The 16,522-nt window shown below is 32.6% G+C and carries 14 protein-coding genes and 1 tRNA gene; 3 read left to right on the plus strand and 12 right to left on the minus strand.

Annotation, left to right across the window (positions count from 1 at the left end; all coding sequences use genetic code 11):
- Window positions 1-16 precede the first annotated feature (16 nt).
- Entirely contained in the window at window positions 17-433 is a 417-nt protein-coding gene (gene rplQ, locus KEC37_RS02520) for a 50S ribosomal protein L17 (RefSeq protein WP_223139551.1), read from the plus strand.
- On the opposite strand, the gene gloB is transcribed toward rplQ, so the two are convergent.
- Window positions 404-1,201 (minus strand): hydroxyacylglutathione hydrolase, encoded by a 798-nt coding sequence (gloB, locus tag KEC37_RS02525; RefSeq protein WP_223139067.1) that lies wholly within the window; start codon window positions 1,199-1,201, stop codon window positions 404-406. The genes rplQ and gloB overlap by 30 nt on opposite strands.
- A complete protein-coding gene (gene rnhA, locus KEC37_RS02530) occupies window positions 1,201-1,677 on the minus strand; it encodes a ribonuclease HI (RefSeq protein ID WP_223139552.1) in 477 nt (158 codons plus the stop codon). Before rnhA ends, gloB begins: the two co-directional genes overlap by 1 nt.
- A 50-nt stretch (window positions 1,678-1,727) precedes the next feature.
- Here rnhA and dnaQ point away from each other — a divergent pair, with 50 nt between their 5' ends.
- Window positions 1,728-2,465 (plus strand): DNA polymerase III subunit epsilon, encoded by a 738-nt coding sequence (dnaQ, locus tag KEC37_RS02535; protein ID WP_223139805.1) that lies wholly within the window; start codon window positions 1,728-1,730, stop codon window positions 2,463-2,465.
- A 12-nt stretch (window positions 2,466-2,477) separates the two neighbouring features.
- Here dnaQ and KEC37_RS02540 read toward each other — a convergent pair whose 3' ends face one another.
- The gene (locus KEC37_RS02540; protein WP_223139553.1) at window positions 2,478-3,599 is read right to left on the minus strand and encodes a porin; all 1,122 of its coding nucleotides are present in this window, start codon (window positions 3,597-3,599) and stop codon (window positions 2,478-2,480) included.
- A gap of 202 nt (window positions 3,600-3,801) precedes the next feature.
- Here KEC37_RS02540 and KEC37_RS02545 point away from each other — a divergent pair, with 202 nt between their 5' ends.
- A complete protein-coding gene (locus tag KEC37_RS02545; RefSeq protein ID WP_223139554.1) occupies window positions 3,802-4,587 on the plus strand; it encodes an enoyl-ACP reductase FabI in 786 nt (261 codons plus the stop codon).
- Window positions 4,588-4,597: 10 nt separating this feature from the next.
- On the opposite strand, the gene KEC37_RS02550 is transcribed toward KEC37_RS02545, so the two are convergent.
- The 9 genes from KEC37_RS02550 to secE form a co-directional block, all read right to left on the minus strand.
- Window positions 4,598-4,670: transfer RNA gene (locus tag KEC37_RS02550), tRNA-Ile, on the minus strand.
- A 43-nt stretch (window positions 4,671-4,713) separates the two neighbouring features.
- Window positions 4,714-8,937: a DNA-directed RNA polymerase subunit beta' gene (gene rpoC / locus KEC37_RS02555; RefSeq protein ID WP_223139555.1), complete on the minus strand. Its 4,224-nt coding sequence runs from the start codon at window positions 8,935-8,937 to the stop codon at window positions 4,714-4,716.
- A gap of 76 nt (window positions 8,938-9,013) precedes the next feature.
- Window positions 9,014-13,045: a DNA-directed RNA polymerase subunit beta gene (gene rpoB, locus KEC37_RS02560; RefSeq protein ID WP_223139556.1), complete on the minus strand. Its 4,032-nt coding sequence runs from the start codon at window positions 13,043-13,045 to the stop codon at window positions 9,014-9,016.
- Window positions 13,046-13,259: 214 nt separating this feature from the next.
- Window positions 13,260-13,637 (minus strand): 50S ribosomal protein L7/L12, encoded by a 378-nt coding sequence (rplL, locus tag KEC37_RS02565; RefSeq protein WP_223139073.1) that lies wholly within the window; start codon window positions 13,635-13,637, stop codon window positions 13,260-13,262.
- A gap of 44 nt (window positions 13,638-13,681) precedes the next feature.
- A complete protein-coding gene (rplJ, locus tag KEC37_RS02570) occupies window positions 13,682-14,173 on the minus strand; it encodes a 50S ribosomal protein L10 (protein WP_223139557.1) in 492 nt (163 codons plus the stop codon).
- A gap of 93 nt (window positions 14,174-14,266) precedes the next feature.
- Window positions 14,267-14,968 (minus strand): 50S ribosomal protein L1, encoded by a 702-nt coding sequence (gene rplA / locus KEC37_RS02575; RefSeq protein ID WP_223139558.1) that lies wholly within the window; start codon window positions 14,966-14,968, stop codon window positions 14,267-14,269.
- Entirely contained in the window at window positions 14,961-15,398 is a 438-nt protein-coding gene (gene rplK / locus KEC37_RS02580) for a 50S ribosomal protein L11 (protein WP_223139559.1), read from the minus strand. The genes rplA and rplK overlap by 8 nt, the downstream gene beginning before the upstream one ends.
- A 55-nt stretch (window positions 15,399-15,453) precedes the next feature.
- Complete coding sequence (gene nusG, locus KEC37_RS02585; RefSeq protein WP_223138917.1) at window positions 15,454-15,999, minus strand: transcription termination/antitermination protein NusG; 546 nt, start codon at window positions 15,997-15,999, stop codon at window positions 15,454-15,456.
- Between the two features lie 4 nt (window positions 16,000-16,003).
- Complete coding sequence (secE, locus tag KEC37_RS02590; protein ID WP_223139560.1) at window positions 16,004-16,393, minus strand: preprotein translocase subunit SecE; 390 nt, start codon at window positions 16,391-16,393, stop codon at window positions 16,004-16,006.
- Window positions 16,394-16,522 lie beyond the last annotated feature (129 nt).

Raw genomic sequence — 16,522 nt, forward strand, 5'->3', positions numbered from 1 at the left:
AAATAGAAGGAAAGTTGTGCGTCATCGTAAAAATACTTGTCGTTTGAATCGTAAGAGTAGTCACAATCGTGCTATGTTTAGAAATATGATGTGTTCGTTAGTAAGATATGAAATAATTAAGACAACTTTGCCAAAGGCGAAAGTGCTTCGTAGACTGATTGAACCATTAATTACTCTAGCAAAAAATAATAATAGCGTTGCAGGTCGTCGTCTGATATTTTCCAAGCTCCGTAATAACGAGATAGTTACCAAAATCATGACAATAGGACAACGTTTTTTATTGAGACCAGGAGGTTATACACGTATTCTTAAATGTGGTTTTAGATTGGGTGATAGAGCTCCAATGGCTTATATAGAATTACTAGATAGAAATCAATATCTCGAATCAGAAAAAAAGCCTTCTTTAAAAAATAAAGATAGAGTAAGTAAATAAAAAAATTACGAAAGTGTCTTTCATTTTTCTTAAATGAGTAAAAATGTGAATAGGTTGAATAATGTTGGTATAATTTATTCCTATTTTTTTATATATTTCTATATCATTGCATCTTAAAAATACATTAATCTTTCTTTCCAAGAATAATTTTGTTGTAGGCAAAATTTTACTATGATTTAATATTTTTTTAACTTTTTTCTCAAAAGATAACAGGATATTATCTTCTGGAAGAAGAGTACGTGCAAATTTAAGATTCTGTAATGTGTATTCATGTGAACTACATATTAAAGTATCTAATGGAAGACTATTAATTTTTATAATGGAGTTATACATTGTTTGAGGTGTACCTTCTAATATTTTACCACAACCCGCCGTAAATAAGGTGTCTCCACAAAATAACCATTTTTCTTTATCACAAAAGAATCCAATATGTCCTAACGTATGTCCGGGTAAATGCATAACTTTAAAAGAGTGGTCCATTATTCTTATAATATTTCCATCTTGTACTATTCTAGTCGCTCCTGTATGCCTCGTTTCATAAGATCCATAAACGGGTATATCAGGAAATGCTTTTTTAAGTCTATCTATCCCTCCTACATGATCAGTATGGTAATGAGTCAATAAAATCCCAATAAGAGTAAGATGTAATTTATCTAAAATATAGAATACCGGAGAAGCATCACCTGGATCAATTACTAAACCTTTCCCTTTATTATATAATATCCAGATATAATTATCTTTTAAAGCCGGAATTTTTACAATGTTCATTATAAAACACTCTTCTGATATTCCATATCTTCTAAATATGGCTGATGAATTGTAGCCATACGAGCAAGTTTATCACAACGTTCATTTTCAATATGACCAGTATGACTTTTTATCCATCTCCAGTATAGCACGTGGGGTAAAGAAGCTTGATCTAATCGGTACCATAAATCGGCATTTTTTACTATATTGCTATTTTTTTTCTTCCAATGATGCTTTTTCCAAATTTGTATCCATTGAGTAATACCTAAATGTACATATTGACTGTCTGTAGTAATAATAACATTACAAGGTTTTTTTAAATTTTCTAATGCAATAATAGTAGCCATTAATTCCATACGATTATTAGTAGTTAATCGATAACCTGCACTAATTTCTTTTTCATATTTATTATATCGTAATATAATCCCATATCCTCCTGGACCAGGATTATTAGAACATGAACCATCTGTAAAAATTTCTATTTGTTTATGGCACATTTTAATATAAAATATGAATGAAATTTCATAACTCTCTTTCTTTGCAATATATGAAAAATAATACTACAAGACAAGTTGTTTTAGATACTGAAACTACTGGTATAAATAAATTAGGTCTTCCCTATGAAGGTCATAGAATTATTGAGATAGGTGCAGTGGAGATAGTGAATCGTGGATTAACCGGTCAATTTTTTCATACTTATCTAAAACCCGATAGACCGATTGATCCTGAAGCTTTTAATATACATGGTATTAGCGATAATTTTTTATCAAATAAACCGCATTTTTCTCAAATCGCGGATAATTTTTTTTCTTTCATATATGGAAGTGAACTAATTGTTCACAATGCCTCTTTTGATATTGGTTTCATAGATCAAGAGTTTTTTTTACTCAAAAGAAATATTGCAAAAGTTAATACTTTTTGTAAAGTAATAGATAGTTTAAAATTAGCACGTAAAATTTTTCCAGGAAAAAGAAATAATTTAGATGCATTATGTGATCGTTATTTAATTGATAATAAAAAGCGCTCTTTGCATGGAGCGCTAATTGATGCTAAAATTTTAGCTAATGTTTTTTTACATATGACTGGCGGGCAAACTTCTCTGAATTTTATCTTAAACGAGAAGGAAGCCCAATCTTTACAAAAAAGGAAAAAGATACGACGTCAAGAAAAAACGGCATTAAAAATTATCTATGCATCTGTAGATGAAGAAACAATGCATAAACGGTATCTGGATATGATCCAATATAACAATAAAGTATGTATATGGAAAAGAAGACAGCAATAGAAAACCAATTACTTAAAAAGTATAAGTGAATCCTAAGGCGAAAATGTTATTCTTATCGGGAAGATAAGCTGACTCAGCAATTCGCGCACTATACTTATTACGATCCATTAATCCAATACGATAGTCTACAAATGCAGATATATTTTTATTAAGTGTATAATGGGTACCTATGACTATACATTTTACTAGTTTATGATGTCTATGTAGACCATTATGAATAATAGATTGTAGATATCCTATAGATGGACGAAACCCTTCCATTTGATACTGTAATACACATTCAATATTACTTGCTTTTTCACGATTATTAAAGGAAAAAATATCCTCTTCCTGACATAACCCACCCAGTGGGATCATACCATTATTTTGACTATAAATAGCCGCAAAATATAAATCATGGTAATCATATTTCACTCCTAATGAATAAGCTTTAGCATAACCTATTCGATCACGATGCACAGTATTAAATTTTGGTTGAATTCTTTGTTTATTTTGCGTAAATGCAGCGGAAAGAGTAACTCCCTCTTTGACTTCATAAGAAGTCGAGAATCCATATTCATTCCCATTATATCTTTTAATCGTATTCGTATTATATATATTTTCTCCTGATTCTTTACCTTGAAATTGTAAAGCGAAATTTAAACCTTTGACTAATCCAAAAAAATCGATATTTCGATAGGTGAAAACATGAGTATTAGTAGTACGACCAAGGTAATAATCCGTTAAAAAGCTTTTACCACCCAAAGCAGGCATGACATCAGTAAATATCCCTACATCATCTAAGACTCCTCGATTATGACCATAATCAATACGTCCATAATGACCAAATTTTAATCCAGCGAAACTTAATAAGGTCACATCTTTTTGATTTTGAAATTTTCCTTCATATAGGACTGGAGTTTCAACTGCCCAAGAAGCAAAACTAGAAATTTGATTCGTCAAAATAGTTTCACATTGTATACCACGAATAAATCCAGAATGAGATCCATTCTGTTTTATGTTTTTAGATAAATAATGAATTCCATTGAATTTTCCATATAGATTGAAACTCTTCCTTTCGGAAGAATATCCTTCCGCGGCACCCGCACTCATAAATAATAGAGTGAGAAAGAATGTAGATAGATATCTACTCATTTTCATCTTTATTATCCTCCTTAAGTCAAAAACATCACTAAATACAACCAAGCACTCTATTCTAATAGAACAAATATATCAATAACAAACTAACAGAATTAAAATTCTTCCTGTTAAATTTTTAATTATCTCTTCCAATTTAATCAAATTTTATATAATTTAATTCCTATCTATTCTATTAGCTAATAAGGATAAAATATTTATGGGATTTCTATCTGGAAAAAGAATTGTCATTACTGGCATAGCTAGCAATCATTCAATTGCATATGGTATTGCTAAAGTAATGTATCGAGAAGGTGCTTCTCTAGCTTTTAGTTATCAAAATAATAGACTAAAAGAAAGAATAGAAAAATTATCTACCGAATTTGAATCTAATATTGTCTTACCATGTGATGTATCCGATGATAAGAGTATTGAAACATTTTTTGTGAAATTATCTGCTACTTGGGAGAATTTCGATGGGTTCATACATGCAATAGCCTATTCTCCTCCATCTCAGTTACAAGGTGATTTTATAGACGTTGTCAATAGACAGGATTACGCTATGACACATGATATTAGTGCTTATTCTTTCGTTGCTATGGCAAAAATAAGCAGAAACATGTTAGTGGAAAATGCTTCTTTAGTAACTTTAACTTACTTAGGATCCGAACGCGCTATTCCATATTATAATGTTATGGGAACTGCAAAAGCCGCTTTAGAAGCAAATACTCGATATCTTGCTTACTCTATGGGGAGAAAAGGCATTCGTGTTAATGCGATATCTGCAGGACCTATTCGTACTGTAGCCGCATCTGGAATAAAAAATTTTAAAAAAATGTTATCTTATTATAAAGAGAGTACACCCCTCAGACGTTCAATCTCCCTAGAAGAGATAGGTAATGTAGCGGCATTTCTTTGTTCCGATCTTTCTTCTGGAATTACCGGAGAAATTATTCATGTAGATGGGGGATTTAATATCACTGCTATTAATATTGAAGGGGAGTAAGAAAGAGTAGTGACCCCTGCTGGATTTGAACCAGCGACCTAGCGATTATGAGTCGCTTGCTCTAACCTCTGAGCTAAGGGGCCAACATACATATCAACCAAATAAATATACTAACATAATTTAGGTCTAAATACTACTAATAGTAGTAGCATTTAATAACTCTGTTAAGTTGGCTGAAGCTAATTCATCTGGAGTTGGACTAATCTTTTTTTCTTCCGAATGTAATTTTTTACGTTTCATTTCTCGTTCTTGATGATAAGTATAACCAGTTCCTGCAGGAATCAATCTTCCAACTATAACATTTTCTTTTAAACCACTTAATGAGTCTCTTTTACCAGCTACTGCCGATTCTGTCAAGACACGTGTAGTTTCTTGAAAAGATGCAGCAGAAATAAATGATTCTGTTGATAAAGAAGCTTTCGTAATACCAAGTAAATCACGGATATAAGTGATAGGCTTTTTATTGACTCTTTTGAGATTATGATTGGTCATTTTTATACGAGAATATTCAATTTGTTCCCCTTCTAAAAAAGAAGAATCACCCGAATCTGTAATCGTAGCTTTTCTAAGCATTTGGCGAATGATAACCTCAATATGCTTATCGTTAATTTTCACACCTTGTAGACGATAAACGCTTTGTACTTCATGAACAATATACTCTGTTACTGCATGGACACCACGAAGACGTAATATGTCATGAGGTGATTCGGATCCATCAGAAATTAAATCTCCTCTTTCTACACGTTCACCTTCAAATACATTAAGTTGACGCCATTTAGGAATCATCTCTTCATGAGAGTCATGACCATCTAATGAGGAAATAATTAAACGCCTCTTCCCCTTAGTTTCTTTTCCAAAAGAAATAATACCGGATATTTCAGCTAAAAGCGCAGGTTCTTTGGGTCTCCTTGCCTCAAATAAGTCCGCTACTCTAGGTAACCCCCCCGTAATATCTTTGATCCCACTGGTTTCTTGTGGTAAACGGGCTAAGACGTCTCCACAAATAATTTTCGCACCATCTTCTAATTGTACCATTGTTTTACCTGGTAAGAAATATTGTGCAGGCATATCGGTACCAGGTAAAAACATTTCTCTATTATTACTATCTACAATTTTTAATACTGGACGTAAATCTTTACTCGATCCAGTACGTTCAGAAGGATCTAATATTGCTATCGATGATAAACCAGTTAATTCATCTGTTTGACGAGTTATAGTTTGACCATCAATCATATCGGTAAAACGTACAAACCCTTCGACTTCAGTTATAATAGGAATCGTATGAGGATCCCAGTGTGCGACTATTTCTCCAGCATGAATTTCAGAACCGTCACTGTGAGTCAGGATTGCTCCATAAGGTACCTTATAGCTTTCTTTCGTACGACCAAATTCATCCATAATTTTTAATTCAGTATGACGAGAAGTAATCACACATTGTCCATTACTGTTAATAACAAATCGAGCATTATTTAATTTTACAATGCCTTTATTTTTTACCTGAATACTGGACTCGGCGGCCGAACGAGAGGCCGCTCCACCAATATGGAAAGTACGCATAGTCAGCTGTGTACCAGGTTCACCAATTGATTGTGCAGCAATTACTCCAATTGCTTCTCCCTTATTCACCAAATGACCCCTAGCAAGATCTCTACCGTAGCAATGAGCACACACCCCAAAATTTGTATCACAAGTGACTACCGAACGTACCTTAATACTATCAATGGAGTATTCTTCTAACAAATCGCACCACTGCTCATTTAATAATGTATTACGTTCTATCAATATATCTTTGTTTAGAGGTTTATATACGATTTCGGCCGTCACACGACCGAGTACCCTTTCGCGTAAGGTTTCTTTCACATCTCCCCCTTCCACAACAGGGGTCATCATAATCCCAGAGAAGGTACCACAATCATCTTCCTTTATAACCAGATCTTGTGCAACATCAACCAGACGACGCGTTAAATAGCCGGAATTTGCAGTCTTAAGAGCCGTATCTGCTAACCCTTTTCGTGCACCATGCGTTGAAATAAAATATTGTAGTACATTTAATCCTTCACGAAAATTAGCTGTAATAGGTGTTTCAATAATAGAACCATCGGGTTTAGCCATTAATCCACGCATACCTGCCAATTGACGAATTTGAGCGGCCGAACCTCTCGCTCCAGAATCCGCCATCATAAATATACTATTAAAGGATACTTGACGTTCTTGTATTCCTTCATGATTATATACTAATTCAGTTGATAAGGTATCCATCATGGCCTTAGCAACTCTTTCACTAGATTTGGCCCATATGTCAATAACTTTATTATATCGCTCTTCATCCGTCATTAGACCTAATTGAAACTGTTCCTGAATATTAGCCACTTCTGATAATGATTCTACAATAATTTCAGATTTGTTAAATGGAATTACCATATCATCAATGCCAACAGAAGAACCTGAACGTGCCGCATATGTGAACCCCGTATACATAATCTGATCAGCAAAAATTACCGTAGATTTTAAACCAAGCAAACGATAACACGTATTCAACATATTAGATATAGCTTGCTTACCTAAAGATTGATTGATTAAATCAAAAGATAAACCTTTGGGAACAATCATCCAGAGAATAGCACGACCAATAGTGGTATCGACAAGACGAGTATTGGCAATATAATTATTATCTTCTTGTTTACTATATTCGGTAATCCGTACTTTAACTCGTGCATGAAGATCGGCCATTCCAGATCGATAGAGACGTTCGGATTCTCGTGATCCAGTTAAGATCATCCCTTCTCCTTTTGCATTAACACGATCACGAGTCATATAGTATAAACCTAATACGACATCCTGTGATGGAACAATAATGGGTTCTCCATTTGCTGGTGACAAAATATTATTCGTTGACATCATTAAAGCACGAGCTTCTAATTGAGCTTCAAGCGTTAATGGAACATGTACCGCCATCTGATCACCATCAAAGTCGGCATTGTAGGCCGCACAGACTAATGGATGTAATTGTATTGCTTTGCCTTCAATTAATACGGGTTCAAAAGCTTGAATACCAAGACGATGTAAAGTGGGAGCACGATTTAACATGACCGGATGTTCACGAATAACTTCATCTAAAATATCCCAAACAACTGGATCTTCTCTTTCCACCATTTTTTTTGCAGACTTAATCGTATTAGCAAAACCATGTAATTCTAACTTTCCATAAAGAAAAGGTTTAAATAACTCCAGTGCCATCTTTTTAGGTAAACCACATTGATGTAAACGTAAATACGGACCAACGGTAATGACTGATCGTCCGGAATAATCTACACGTTTCCCCAATAAATTTTGACGAAAACGTCCTTGTTTTCCTTTAATCATATCTGCAAGCGATTTTAGTGGTCTTTTATTCGACCCAGTGATAGCACGTCCACGACGACCATTGTCAAGCAATGCATCTACCGATTCTTGTAACATACGTTTCTCATTACGGATAATAATATCCGGTGCGGCTAAATCTAAAAGTCGCTTTAATCTATTATTACGATTTATCACACGACGATAAAGATCATTAAGATCTGAAGTTGCAAATCGACCTCCATCTAAAGGAACAAGAGGACGTAAATCAGGAGGTAATACAGGCAGAACCGTTAAAATCATCCATTCAGGCTTATTCTCAGAATGTAAAAACGATTCTAATAATTTAATACGTTTCGTTAATTTTCTACGTTTGGTTTCAGAATGTGTCTCCTCGAATTCTTCACGAAGTTTTTCGCATTCTAAAGAGAGATCGATATTTTTTAAAATAGACTGAATTGCTTCCGCACCCATTTTTGCATTAAATTCATCCCCAAATTCTTCTAATGCATCAAGATATTGATCTTCCGTTAAAACTTGATATTTTTCAAGACTTGTGAGTCCTGATTCAAGGACAACATACGATTCAAAATATAAAATACGTTCTATATCTCTTAAAGGCATATCTAATAGTAAACCAATACGAGATGGAAGAGATTTAAGAAACCAAATATGAGCTGTTGGAGAAGCCAACTCTATATGACCCATTCGTTCTCTTCGTACTTTAGTTTGAGTCACTTCAACGCCACATTTTTCACAAACCACCCCTCGATGTTTTAAACGTTTATATTTTCCACATAAACATTCATAATCTTTGACTGGACCAAAAATACGCGCACAAAATAATCCATCACGTTCTGGCTTAAAAGTACGATAATTAATAGTTTCCGGTTTTTTGACTTCACCAAAGGACCAAGAACGAATCATCTCCGGTGAAGCTAAAGAAATATTAATTGCATCAAATTCTTCAATCTTAGAATAATTTTTGATCAAATGGGATAAATCTTTCACAAATAGGCTCCCTTATCGGAAAGAAAAGAAATACTTCCAAAAAAAAATTGTTTTAAAAACATTTACTACATACTCATTATTTTTCTAACTCAATATTTATTCCAAGTGAACGAATTTCCTTTAATAATACATTAAAGGATTCTGGAATAGCAGGTTCCATCGTATGATTCCCATCCACGATATTTTTATACATTTTGGTTCTACCATTGACGTCATCTGACTTTACCGTCAACATTTCTTGTAAAGTATATGCCGCTCCATAAGCTTCTAATGCCCATACTTCCATTTCTCCAAAACGTTGTCCACCAAATTGTGCTTTACCACCTAAAGGTTGCTGAGTAACTAAACTATACGAACCAGTAGAACGAGCATGCATTTTATCATCTACGAGATGATTCAATTTTAAGACGTACATATACCCTACTGTCACCTTTCTTTCAAATTTTTCTCCAGTTCTACCATCAAATAAAGTAATTTGACCAGAAGGAGGAATATCTCCTAATTGTAATAATTCCTTAATTTCTTTTTCTGTTGCTCCATCAAATACAGGAGTCGCAATTGGCATCCCATGTTTTAAGTTTTCTGCAAGACGTAATATTTCTTCATCAGAAAAGGTACTAAGATCCACTTTTTGACGAGTTTCATTTCCTAAATCATAGGCTTTTTGAAGAAAAGAACGTATTTTACATATATTTCTATTGTTTTGTAGTAGAATATTGATTTTATCGCCTATTCCTTTTGCAGCCATACCCAAATGTGTTTCTAATATTTGACCTATATTCATACGAGATGGTACACCTAGTGGATTTAATACTATATCAATAGGTATTCCTTTCTCATCATAAGGCATATCTTCTATTGGATTAATTTTAGAGATTACCCCTTTATTTCCATGTCTTCCTGCCATTTTATCACCTGGTTGTATTTGGCGTTTGACTGCTAAGTAAACTTTAACTATTTTTAATACACCTGGTGCTAATTCATCACATTGAGTAATTCTTCTTTTTTTATCCTCAAGTTTTTTTTCTAACTTAATTTGAATTTCATTATATTGTTCTGCTAATTTTCTAAGTTGATATTGCTTTGATGGATCCATTAAATCAAATTCTAACCAATTTTCATATGGTAATTTATCGAGGATATTACCTATTTCCGCATTCTCAGAGAGAAGTAATTCACGTACTCGAGTAAAGAGATTCATCTTAAGCATTTGTAATTCTTCATGGATATTTTGTTTAGCCTCTTTAATCTGTATTTCTTCTATTTCTAAAGTACGTTTATCCTTTTTCACCCCTTCTCTTGTAAAAATCTGAATATCAACAACTGTTCCGGATACTCCATTAGGTACTCGTAAAGAAGAATCCTTAACATCAGATGCTTTTTCACCAAATATAGCACGTAATAATTTTTCTTCTGGTGTCAGCTGTGTTTCCCCCTTTGGAGTCACTTTTCCTACTAAAATATCACCACCAATAACTTCAGCACCTATATATACAATGCCAGATTCATCCAACTTAGATAATGCAGATTCACCAACACTGGGAATATCCGCAGTAATTTCTTCAGGACCTAACTTAGTATCACGAGATATACAAGAGAGTTCTTGTATATGAATAGTTGTAAAACAGTCTTTCTGTACTACACGTTCGGATATTAACATTGAATCTTCAAAGTTATATCCATTCCAAGGCATAAATGCTATACGCATATTTTTACCTAACGCAAGTTCTCCAAGGTCCGTTGCAGGACCATCAGCTAAAACATCTCCACGTTTAATAGTTTCGCCTAATGAAACACAAAGAGTTTGATTAATACAAGTATTCTGATTAGAACGTACATATTTTTTTAAATTATAAATATCAATACCTGCTTCTCCTGGAAGGATTTCAGATGAAACCACATTGACTACTATACGAGATGCATCTACATATTGAATGGTTCCACTTCTTTTAGCAATGACAGTTACTCCAGAATCTATAGCTACTGCTCTTTCCATCCCTGTTCCTACAAGCGGTTTTTCAGTACGTAAAGTAGGAACCGCTTGACGCTGCATATTCGCTCCCATTAAAGCACGATTGGCATCATCATGTTCCAAAAATGGAATTAATGATGCTCCTACTGATACTATTTGTTGAGTGGATACATCCATATAATTAACCTGATCACGATTAAATAAACCGGATTCCCCTTTATATCTACAAGTAATAAAATCATCCAAAAATTGACCTTGCATATTTAAATTCGTATTAGCTTGTGCAATAACAAAATTTCCTTCTTCAATAGCGGATAGATAGTGAATGTCATCGGTTACTGATCCATCTTTTACACATCGATACGGGGTTTCTAAGAACCCATATTTATTTGTTCTAGCATATACTGCTAAAGAATTGATTAAACCAATATTAGGACCTTCTGGAGTTTCAATTGGACAAACACGACCATAATGCGTTGGGTGCACATCACGAACTTCAAATCCAGCACGTTCACGAGTTAAACCACCAGGACCTAAAGCAGAAATACGACGCTTATGAGTAATTTCTGATAATGGATTATTTTGATCCATAAATTGAGATAATTGACTAGAACCGAAAAATTCTTTTAATACGGCAGAAATTAATTTAGCATTAATCATATCCTGAGGAAGTAAGGCATCTAGATCACCTAATGAAAGACGTTCTTTTACTGCACGTTCTATGCGTACAAGACCGATTCTAAATTGATTTTCCGCCATCTCTCCTACAGAACGAATACGTCTATTTCCTAGATGATCTATATCATCTATTTCACCTTTTCCATTACGAATATCAATAAGTTTTTTTATAACCTCAATAATATCTTCTTTACTTAAAATACTAGAACCTTCAATTTGCTGACGTTTTAATGATCGATTAAATTTCATTCTACCTACAGAGGATAAATCATATCTTTCTTCTGAAAAAAATAAATTTAGGAATAAATTTTCTGCTGCTTCACGAGTGGGAGGTTCGCCTGGACGTATAATATGATAAATTTCGACTAAGGCACTAAATTTATCGAATGTTGGATCAATACGTAATGTATCTGAGATATAAGAACCATGATCTAAATCATTTGTAAATATTGTTTCAATCCGATTGAAGCCACATTGAATTAATTTATCAAGTAACTCTAATGATAATTCTGAATTAGCAGGAAGAAGAACTTCACCAGTATTTTTATCGATATAATCTTTTATAACGATTTTACCAATAATATGAGTGATTGGAACTTTTATTTTAAAAACGTTATCTTTTTCTAATTGTCTAATATGACGTGCCGTAATACGACGACCTATTTCAACATAAGTAACACCATTATATTCAATGTTAAAAGAGGCTGTTTCTCCACGAAGACGTTCAGGAAATAACTCCATATATAGCGTATTATCTTGTTGTATTTCATACGTTACCGTTTCAAAAAACATATTTAAAATTTGATTCGGACTAAAATCAAGTGCACGTAATAGAATAGTAACGGGAAATTTACGACGTCGATCAATACGAGCAAATAAATGATCTTTGGGATCAAATTCAAAATCTATCCAAGAACCCCGATAAGGAATAATACGTGCATTGTATAATATCTTACCGGATGAATGGGTTTTACCTCTATCACTATCAAAGAATACTCCTGGACTACGATGTAACTGAGAGACTACAACACGTTCCGTTCCATTTATAATAAATGTCCCATTATCAGTCATAAGAGGAATTTCGCCCATATACACTTCTTGTTCTTTAATATCCTTTACCTTTCCTTCTAAGTCTTCCTTTTCATAAATCACTAAACGTAGTTTGGTACGCAATGATGCAGAAAATGTGGCTCCACGTATTTGACATTCTTTTACATCAAAAACAGGTTCACTTAAACGATAACTTACATACTGTAACTCCGCATGACCGTTATAACTTTTTATAGGAAAAACAGATCTAAAAGCAGATTCCAGACCATATTGTCCTTCTGGATCACATTTTATAAATTGTTTAAATGAATCAATTTGAATAGATAGAAGATATGGCACCTTTAAAACTTGGGGTCTTTTTCCGAAATCTTTACGAATACGTTTTTTTTCAGTATAGGAGTCAACCATAGGTTCCTCAATAGCTAATAAATTTTTTAATTCTACTAATCATATCGAAGAAATATATATTGATAATAAAAAAATGAGTGATATTCATTGATATTTTATTATCTACTTAGTAGTGTCTAATAAACAGGAGGATATATCGATATTATTTATTTATTTGGATATCGATCATGTTCAGAATAAATCTCTTTATAAATAGATAGACGATTTAATTATTTTATTGAATCTCAACAGAAGCACCTATTTCTTCTAAAGTTTTTTTCAAAGATTCTGCTTCTTCTTTTTTCAGTCCTTCTTTTAATATCGTAGGTGCAGACTCCACTAAATCTTTTGCTTCTTTTAAACCAAGTCCAGTAGCACTACGTACAGATTTAATAACCGACACTTTGTTCGATCCTACTGCTTTTAGAAATACGTTAAATTCTGTTTTTTCTTCTATAATAGATTCGGATGGGATTGAAGTGGCTGTATTTTTATAAATATCCGAAACAGAAACACCGAACTTTTCTTCCATCATAGATATTAATTCAACTACATCGGAAACAGACATTTTAGATATAGTATCTAGGATTTGTTCTTTAGTAATAATAGACATAGAAATAATTCCTGAAATTCAATAAAAATTAAGATGAATGAGTGTTATTTTGGGGATGATAGAATTTTCATTACCCTAATCAATTTTATAATAGAGGCTTCTTTTATAAGCCAGATTAATCTTTCTATTGCTTCGTTATAAGTTGGTAAATTGGCTAATAAATCTATTTGCTCTTTTTCAATGAGTAACTTTCCTTGAAAATTCGCAGCTTTAATATCAAGCTTTGATTTTTCTTTATAAAAAGATCGGAGTATACGAGCGGGAGTACCAGGATGTTCCGTAGAAAATGCAATGAGAATCTGACCAACCAAAATATGTTTGATAGATTCAAAATTTGTCCCAGTTACGATACGTAACATTAATGAATTTGGAATAACTCTTATATATACTCCTTTTTCTCTACACATTTTTCTGAGCGCGGTCATTTCATTTACTGTTATTCCACGATAATCTGCTACTATAATAGATAATGCATTGATAATAAGAGTACGCATTTCAGTAACAATTGCTTTTTTTTGATCAATATTTAATGACACACTATATTCCTCCTTTCTATAAGAGAAAAAATTTTATACTTTTTAAAGAAAAATAGAAAAAACTATAACTAAATACTAGATACGCGTAAAGCTTTAATTTATTAAAGATAGACTATTATGATGAATTTTTATTCCTATACCCATCGTTGTAGAGATATGAATTTGTTTTAAAAAATTTCCACTACTTTTAGCAGGTTGATTTTTTTTTATTGAAATTAGTAAAGTTTCTATATTTTCTTTTAACATCCATTCATCAAAATCTACTTTTCCAACGATAGTATGAATAATACCATTTTTATCATTACGATAATTTATTTGACCTAATTTCGCATTGGTGACTGCTTTTCCTATATCGGATGTGACCGTCCCTATTTTAGGATTGGGCATTAATCCTTTAGGACCCAGAATATGACCTAATTGACTAACTAAAGGCATAGCATCAGGAGAAGCAATAATTACATCAAAATCATAATCATCTTTTTTTATTATTTGAGCCAAATCCTCCATTCCAACTACATCTGCTCCCGCATTTTTAGCGATTCGACTATTCTCACCTTCAGAAAAAACAGCTACTTTGATCTTTCGACCTATACCATGGGGTAATATAACTGAACCACGAATATTTTGATTAGCTTTACGAGTATCAATTCCCAATTGAATAGCAATATCAACACTTTCAATAAAAGTGGACAGAGCTAATTCTTTTAAAATTTTTAATGCTTCAATAATATCATATTCTTTATGAATATTTATTTGTTCTCTCAATTTTCGCATTCTTTTCGTAATTTTAACCATCGATATCCTCTACTAATAATCCTATAGAATGAGCAGTTCCTATAATGGATCGTGCCATAGATTGTAAATTTTTACCAGTTAAATCAGGTGATTTCATTTGAGCAATATCATAAATTTGTTTTGTTGTTACTTTCCCAATCTTTTCTTTACCAGGATTACGAGAACCTGACTGAATATTTGCGAATTTCTTTAAAAGTATAGACGCTGGAGGTGTCTTAAGAATGAAGGTAAAAGATCGATCAGAATAAACGGTAATGACTACAGGTATAGGTATTCCTTTCTCAAAATTTATGGTTTTATTATTAAATTGTTTACAAAATTCCATAATATTCACACCTTTTTGACCTAATGCTGGTCCAATAGGTGGACTTGGATTTGCCATTCCGGCTTGAATTTGAAGTTTAATATAAGATTGAATTTTTTTTGCCATGTTTATCTATCTTTTAAAATTAGAGTAAATATATATTATGTATTATTTATTTAAATTAGCTTTTTTCAACTTGACTAAAGTCTAATTCTACAGGAGTAGAACGTCCAAAAATAGAAACTGATACTTTTAAACGACTTTTTTCATAATCTACTTCTTCTACCATCCCATTAAAATCAGAAAATGGACCCTCTTTAACTCGAACTAATTCTCCGGGTTCGAATAATGTTTTGGGACGAGGTTTATCACCAATATGTTGCAATCTTTTAATAATAATATCAATTTCCTTCTCACTAATAGGGGTCGGATGATCTGAGCTACCACCCACAAATCCCATTAGACGGGGGACGCTTCTTACTAAGTGCCAACTAGTTTCATTCATAATCATTTGTACTAAAATGTAACCTGGAAAGAATTTCCTTTCACTTTTTCTACGTTGTCCATATCTAATTTCTACGACTTCTTCGGTTGGTACCAGAACTTCCCCAAAAAAAACTTCCATATTATGAAGTTTTATATGTTCACGGAGAGATTGTGCAACACGTCCTTCAAATCCAGAAAAAGTTTGAACGACATACCAACGTTTGTTAGGACATTCGGTCATCATATCAAAACATCCTTAGTCTTGTGACGAATGATATTATTTTTACTAAAATACTGTCTAATATCCATATAATAATAGACATTATAATAGTTACTATGCTAACAATCAGAGTAGTATAGAATGTTTCTTGATAAGTTGGCCAAACTACTTTACGTGCTTCAATGCGTGCTTCACGAAAAAATAGCCTTATCATCTTTCCCTGTTGAGTAGTAATAAAAATTATACCAATTATACAAATAAATATACAATCCATTAACATTCTAATGGAATAACTATAATGAGGAAAAAAATAATAATGATTCATTAATATCATCATTAATAAGAAAAAAATCAATACCCATTTTACTTTTTCTGATAAAAGTTTACTTTTTTGTATGTCTATATGTAATTTCATATATATTTAAAAGATTTATTTCATTCATAAGTTAATAACATTCATTATAAATCATAGTAATACGATTTAGCCTATGTCAAAAAGAAAATTTTTAATAAAAATAAATACAATCAATCATTTTAACTTTCA

Source organism: Candidatus Schneideria nysicola, from assembly GCF_019923565.1.
Taxonomy (GTDB): Bacteria; Pseudomonadota; Gammaproteobacteria; order Enterobacterales; family Enterobacteriaceae; genus Schneideria; species Schneideria nysicola.

Coding starts and splice junctions, on each gene's coding strand:
- KEC37_RS02540 (WP_223139553.1), bottom strand. CDS start 3,599: ATGAGTAGATATCTATCTACATTCTTTCTCACTCTATTATTTATGAGT.
- KEC37_RS02545 (WP_223139554.1), top strand. CDS start 3,802: ATGGGATTTCTATCTGGAAAAAGAATTGTCATTACTGGCATAGCTAGC.
- rplA (WP_223139558.1), bottom strand. CDS start 14,968: ATGGTTAAAATTACGAAAAGAATGCGAAAATTGAGAGAACAAATAAAT.
- rpoB (WP_223139556.1), bottom strand. CDS start 13,045: ATGGTTGACTCCTATACTGAAAAAAAACGTATTCGTAAAGATTTCGGA.
- dnaQ (WP_223139805.1), top strand. CDS start 1,728: ATGAAAAATAATACTACAAGACAAGTTGTTTTAGATACTGAAACTACT.
- rplL (WP_223139073.1), bottom strand. CDS start 13,637: ATGTCTATTATTACTAAAGAACAAATCCTAGATACTATATCTAAAATG.
- rnhA (WP_223139552.1), bottom strand. CDS start 1,677: ATGTGCCATAAACAAATAGAAATTTTTACAGATGGTTCATGTTCTAAT.
- secE (WP_223139560.1), bottom strand. CDS start 16,393: ATGAAATTACATATAGACATACAAAAAAGTAAACTTTTATCAGAAAAA.
- nusG (WP_223138917.1), bottom strand. CDS start 15,999: ATGACCGAATGTCCTAACAAACGTTGGTATGTCGTTCAAACTTTTTCT.
- gloB (WP_223139067.1), bottom strand. CDS start 1,201: ATGAACATTGTAAAAATTCCGGCTTTAAAAGATAATTATATCTGGATA.
- rplK (WP_223139559.1), bottom strand. CDS start 15,398: ATGGCAAAAAAAATTCAATCTTATATTAAACTTCAAATTCAAGCCGGA.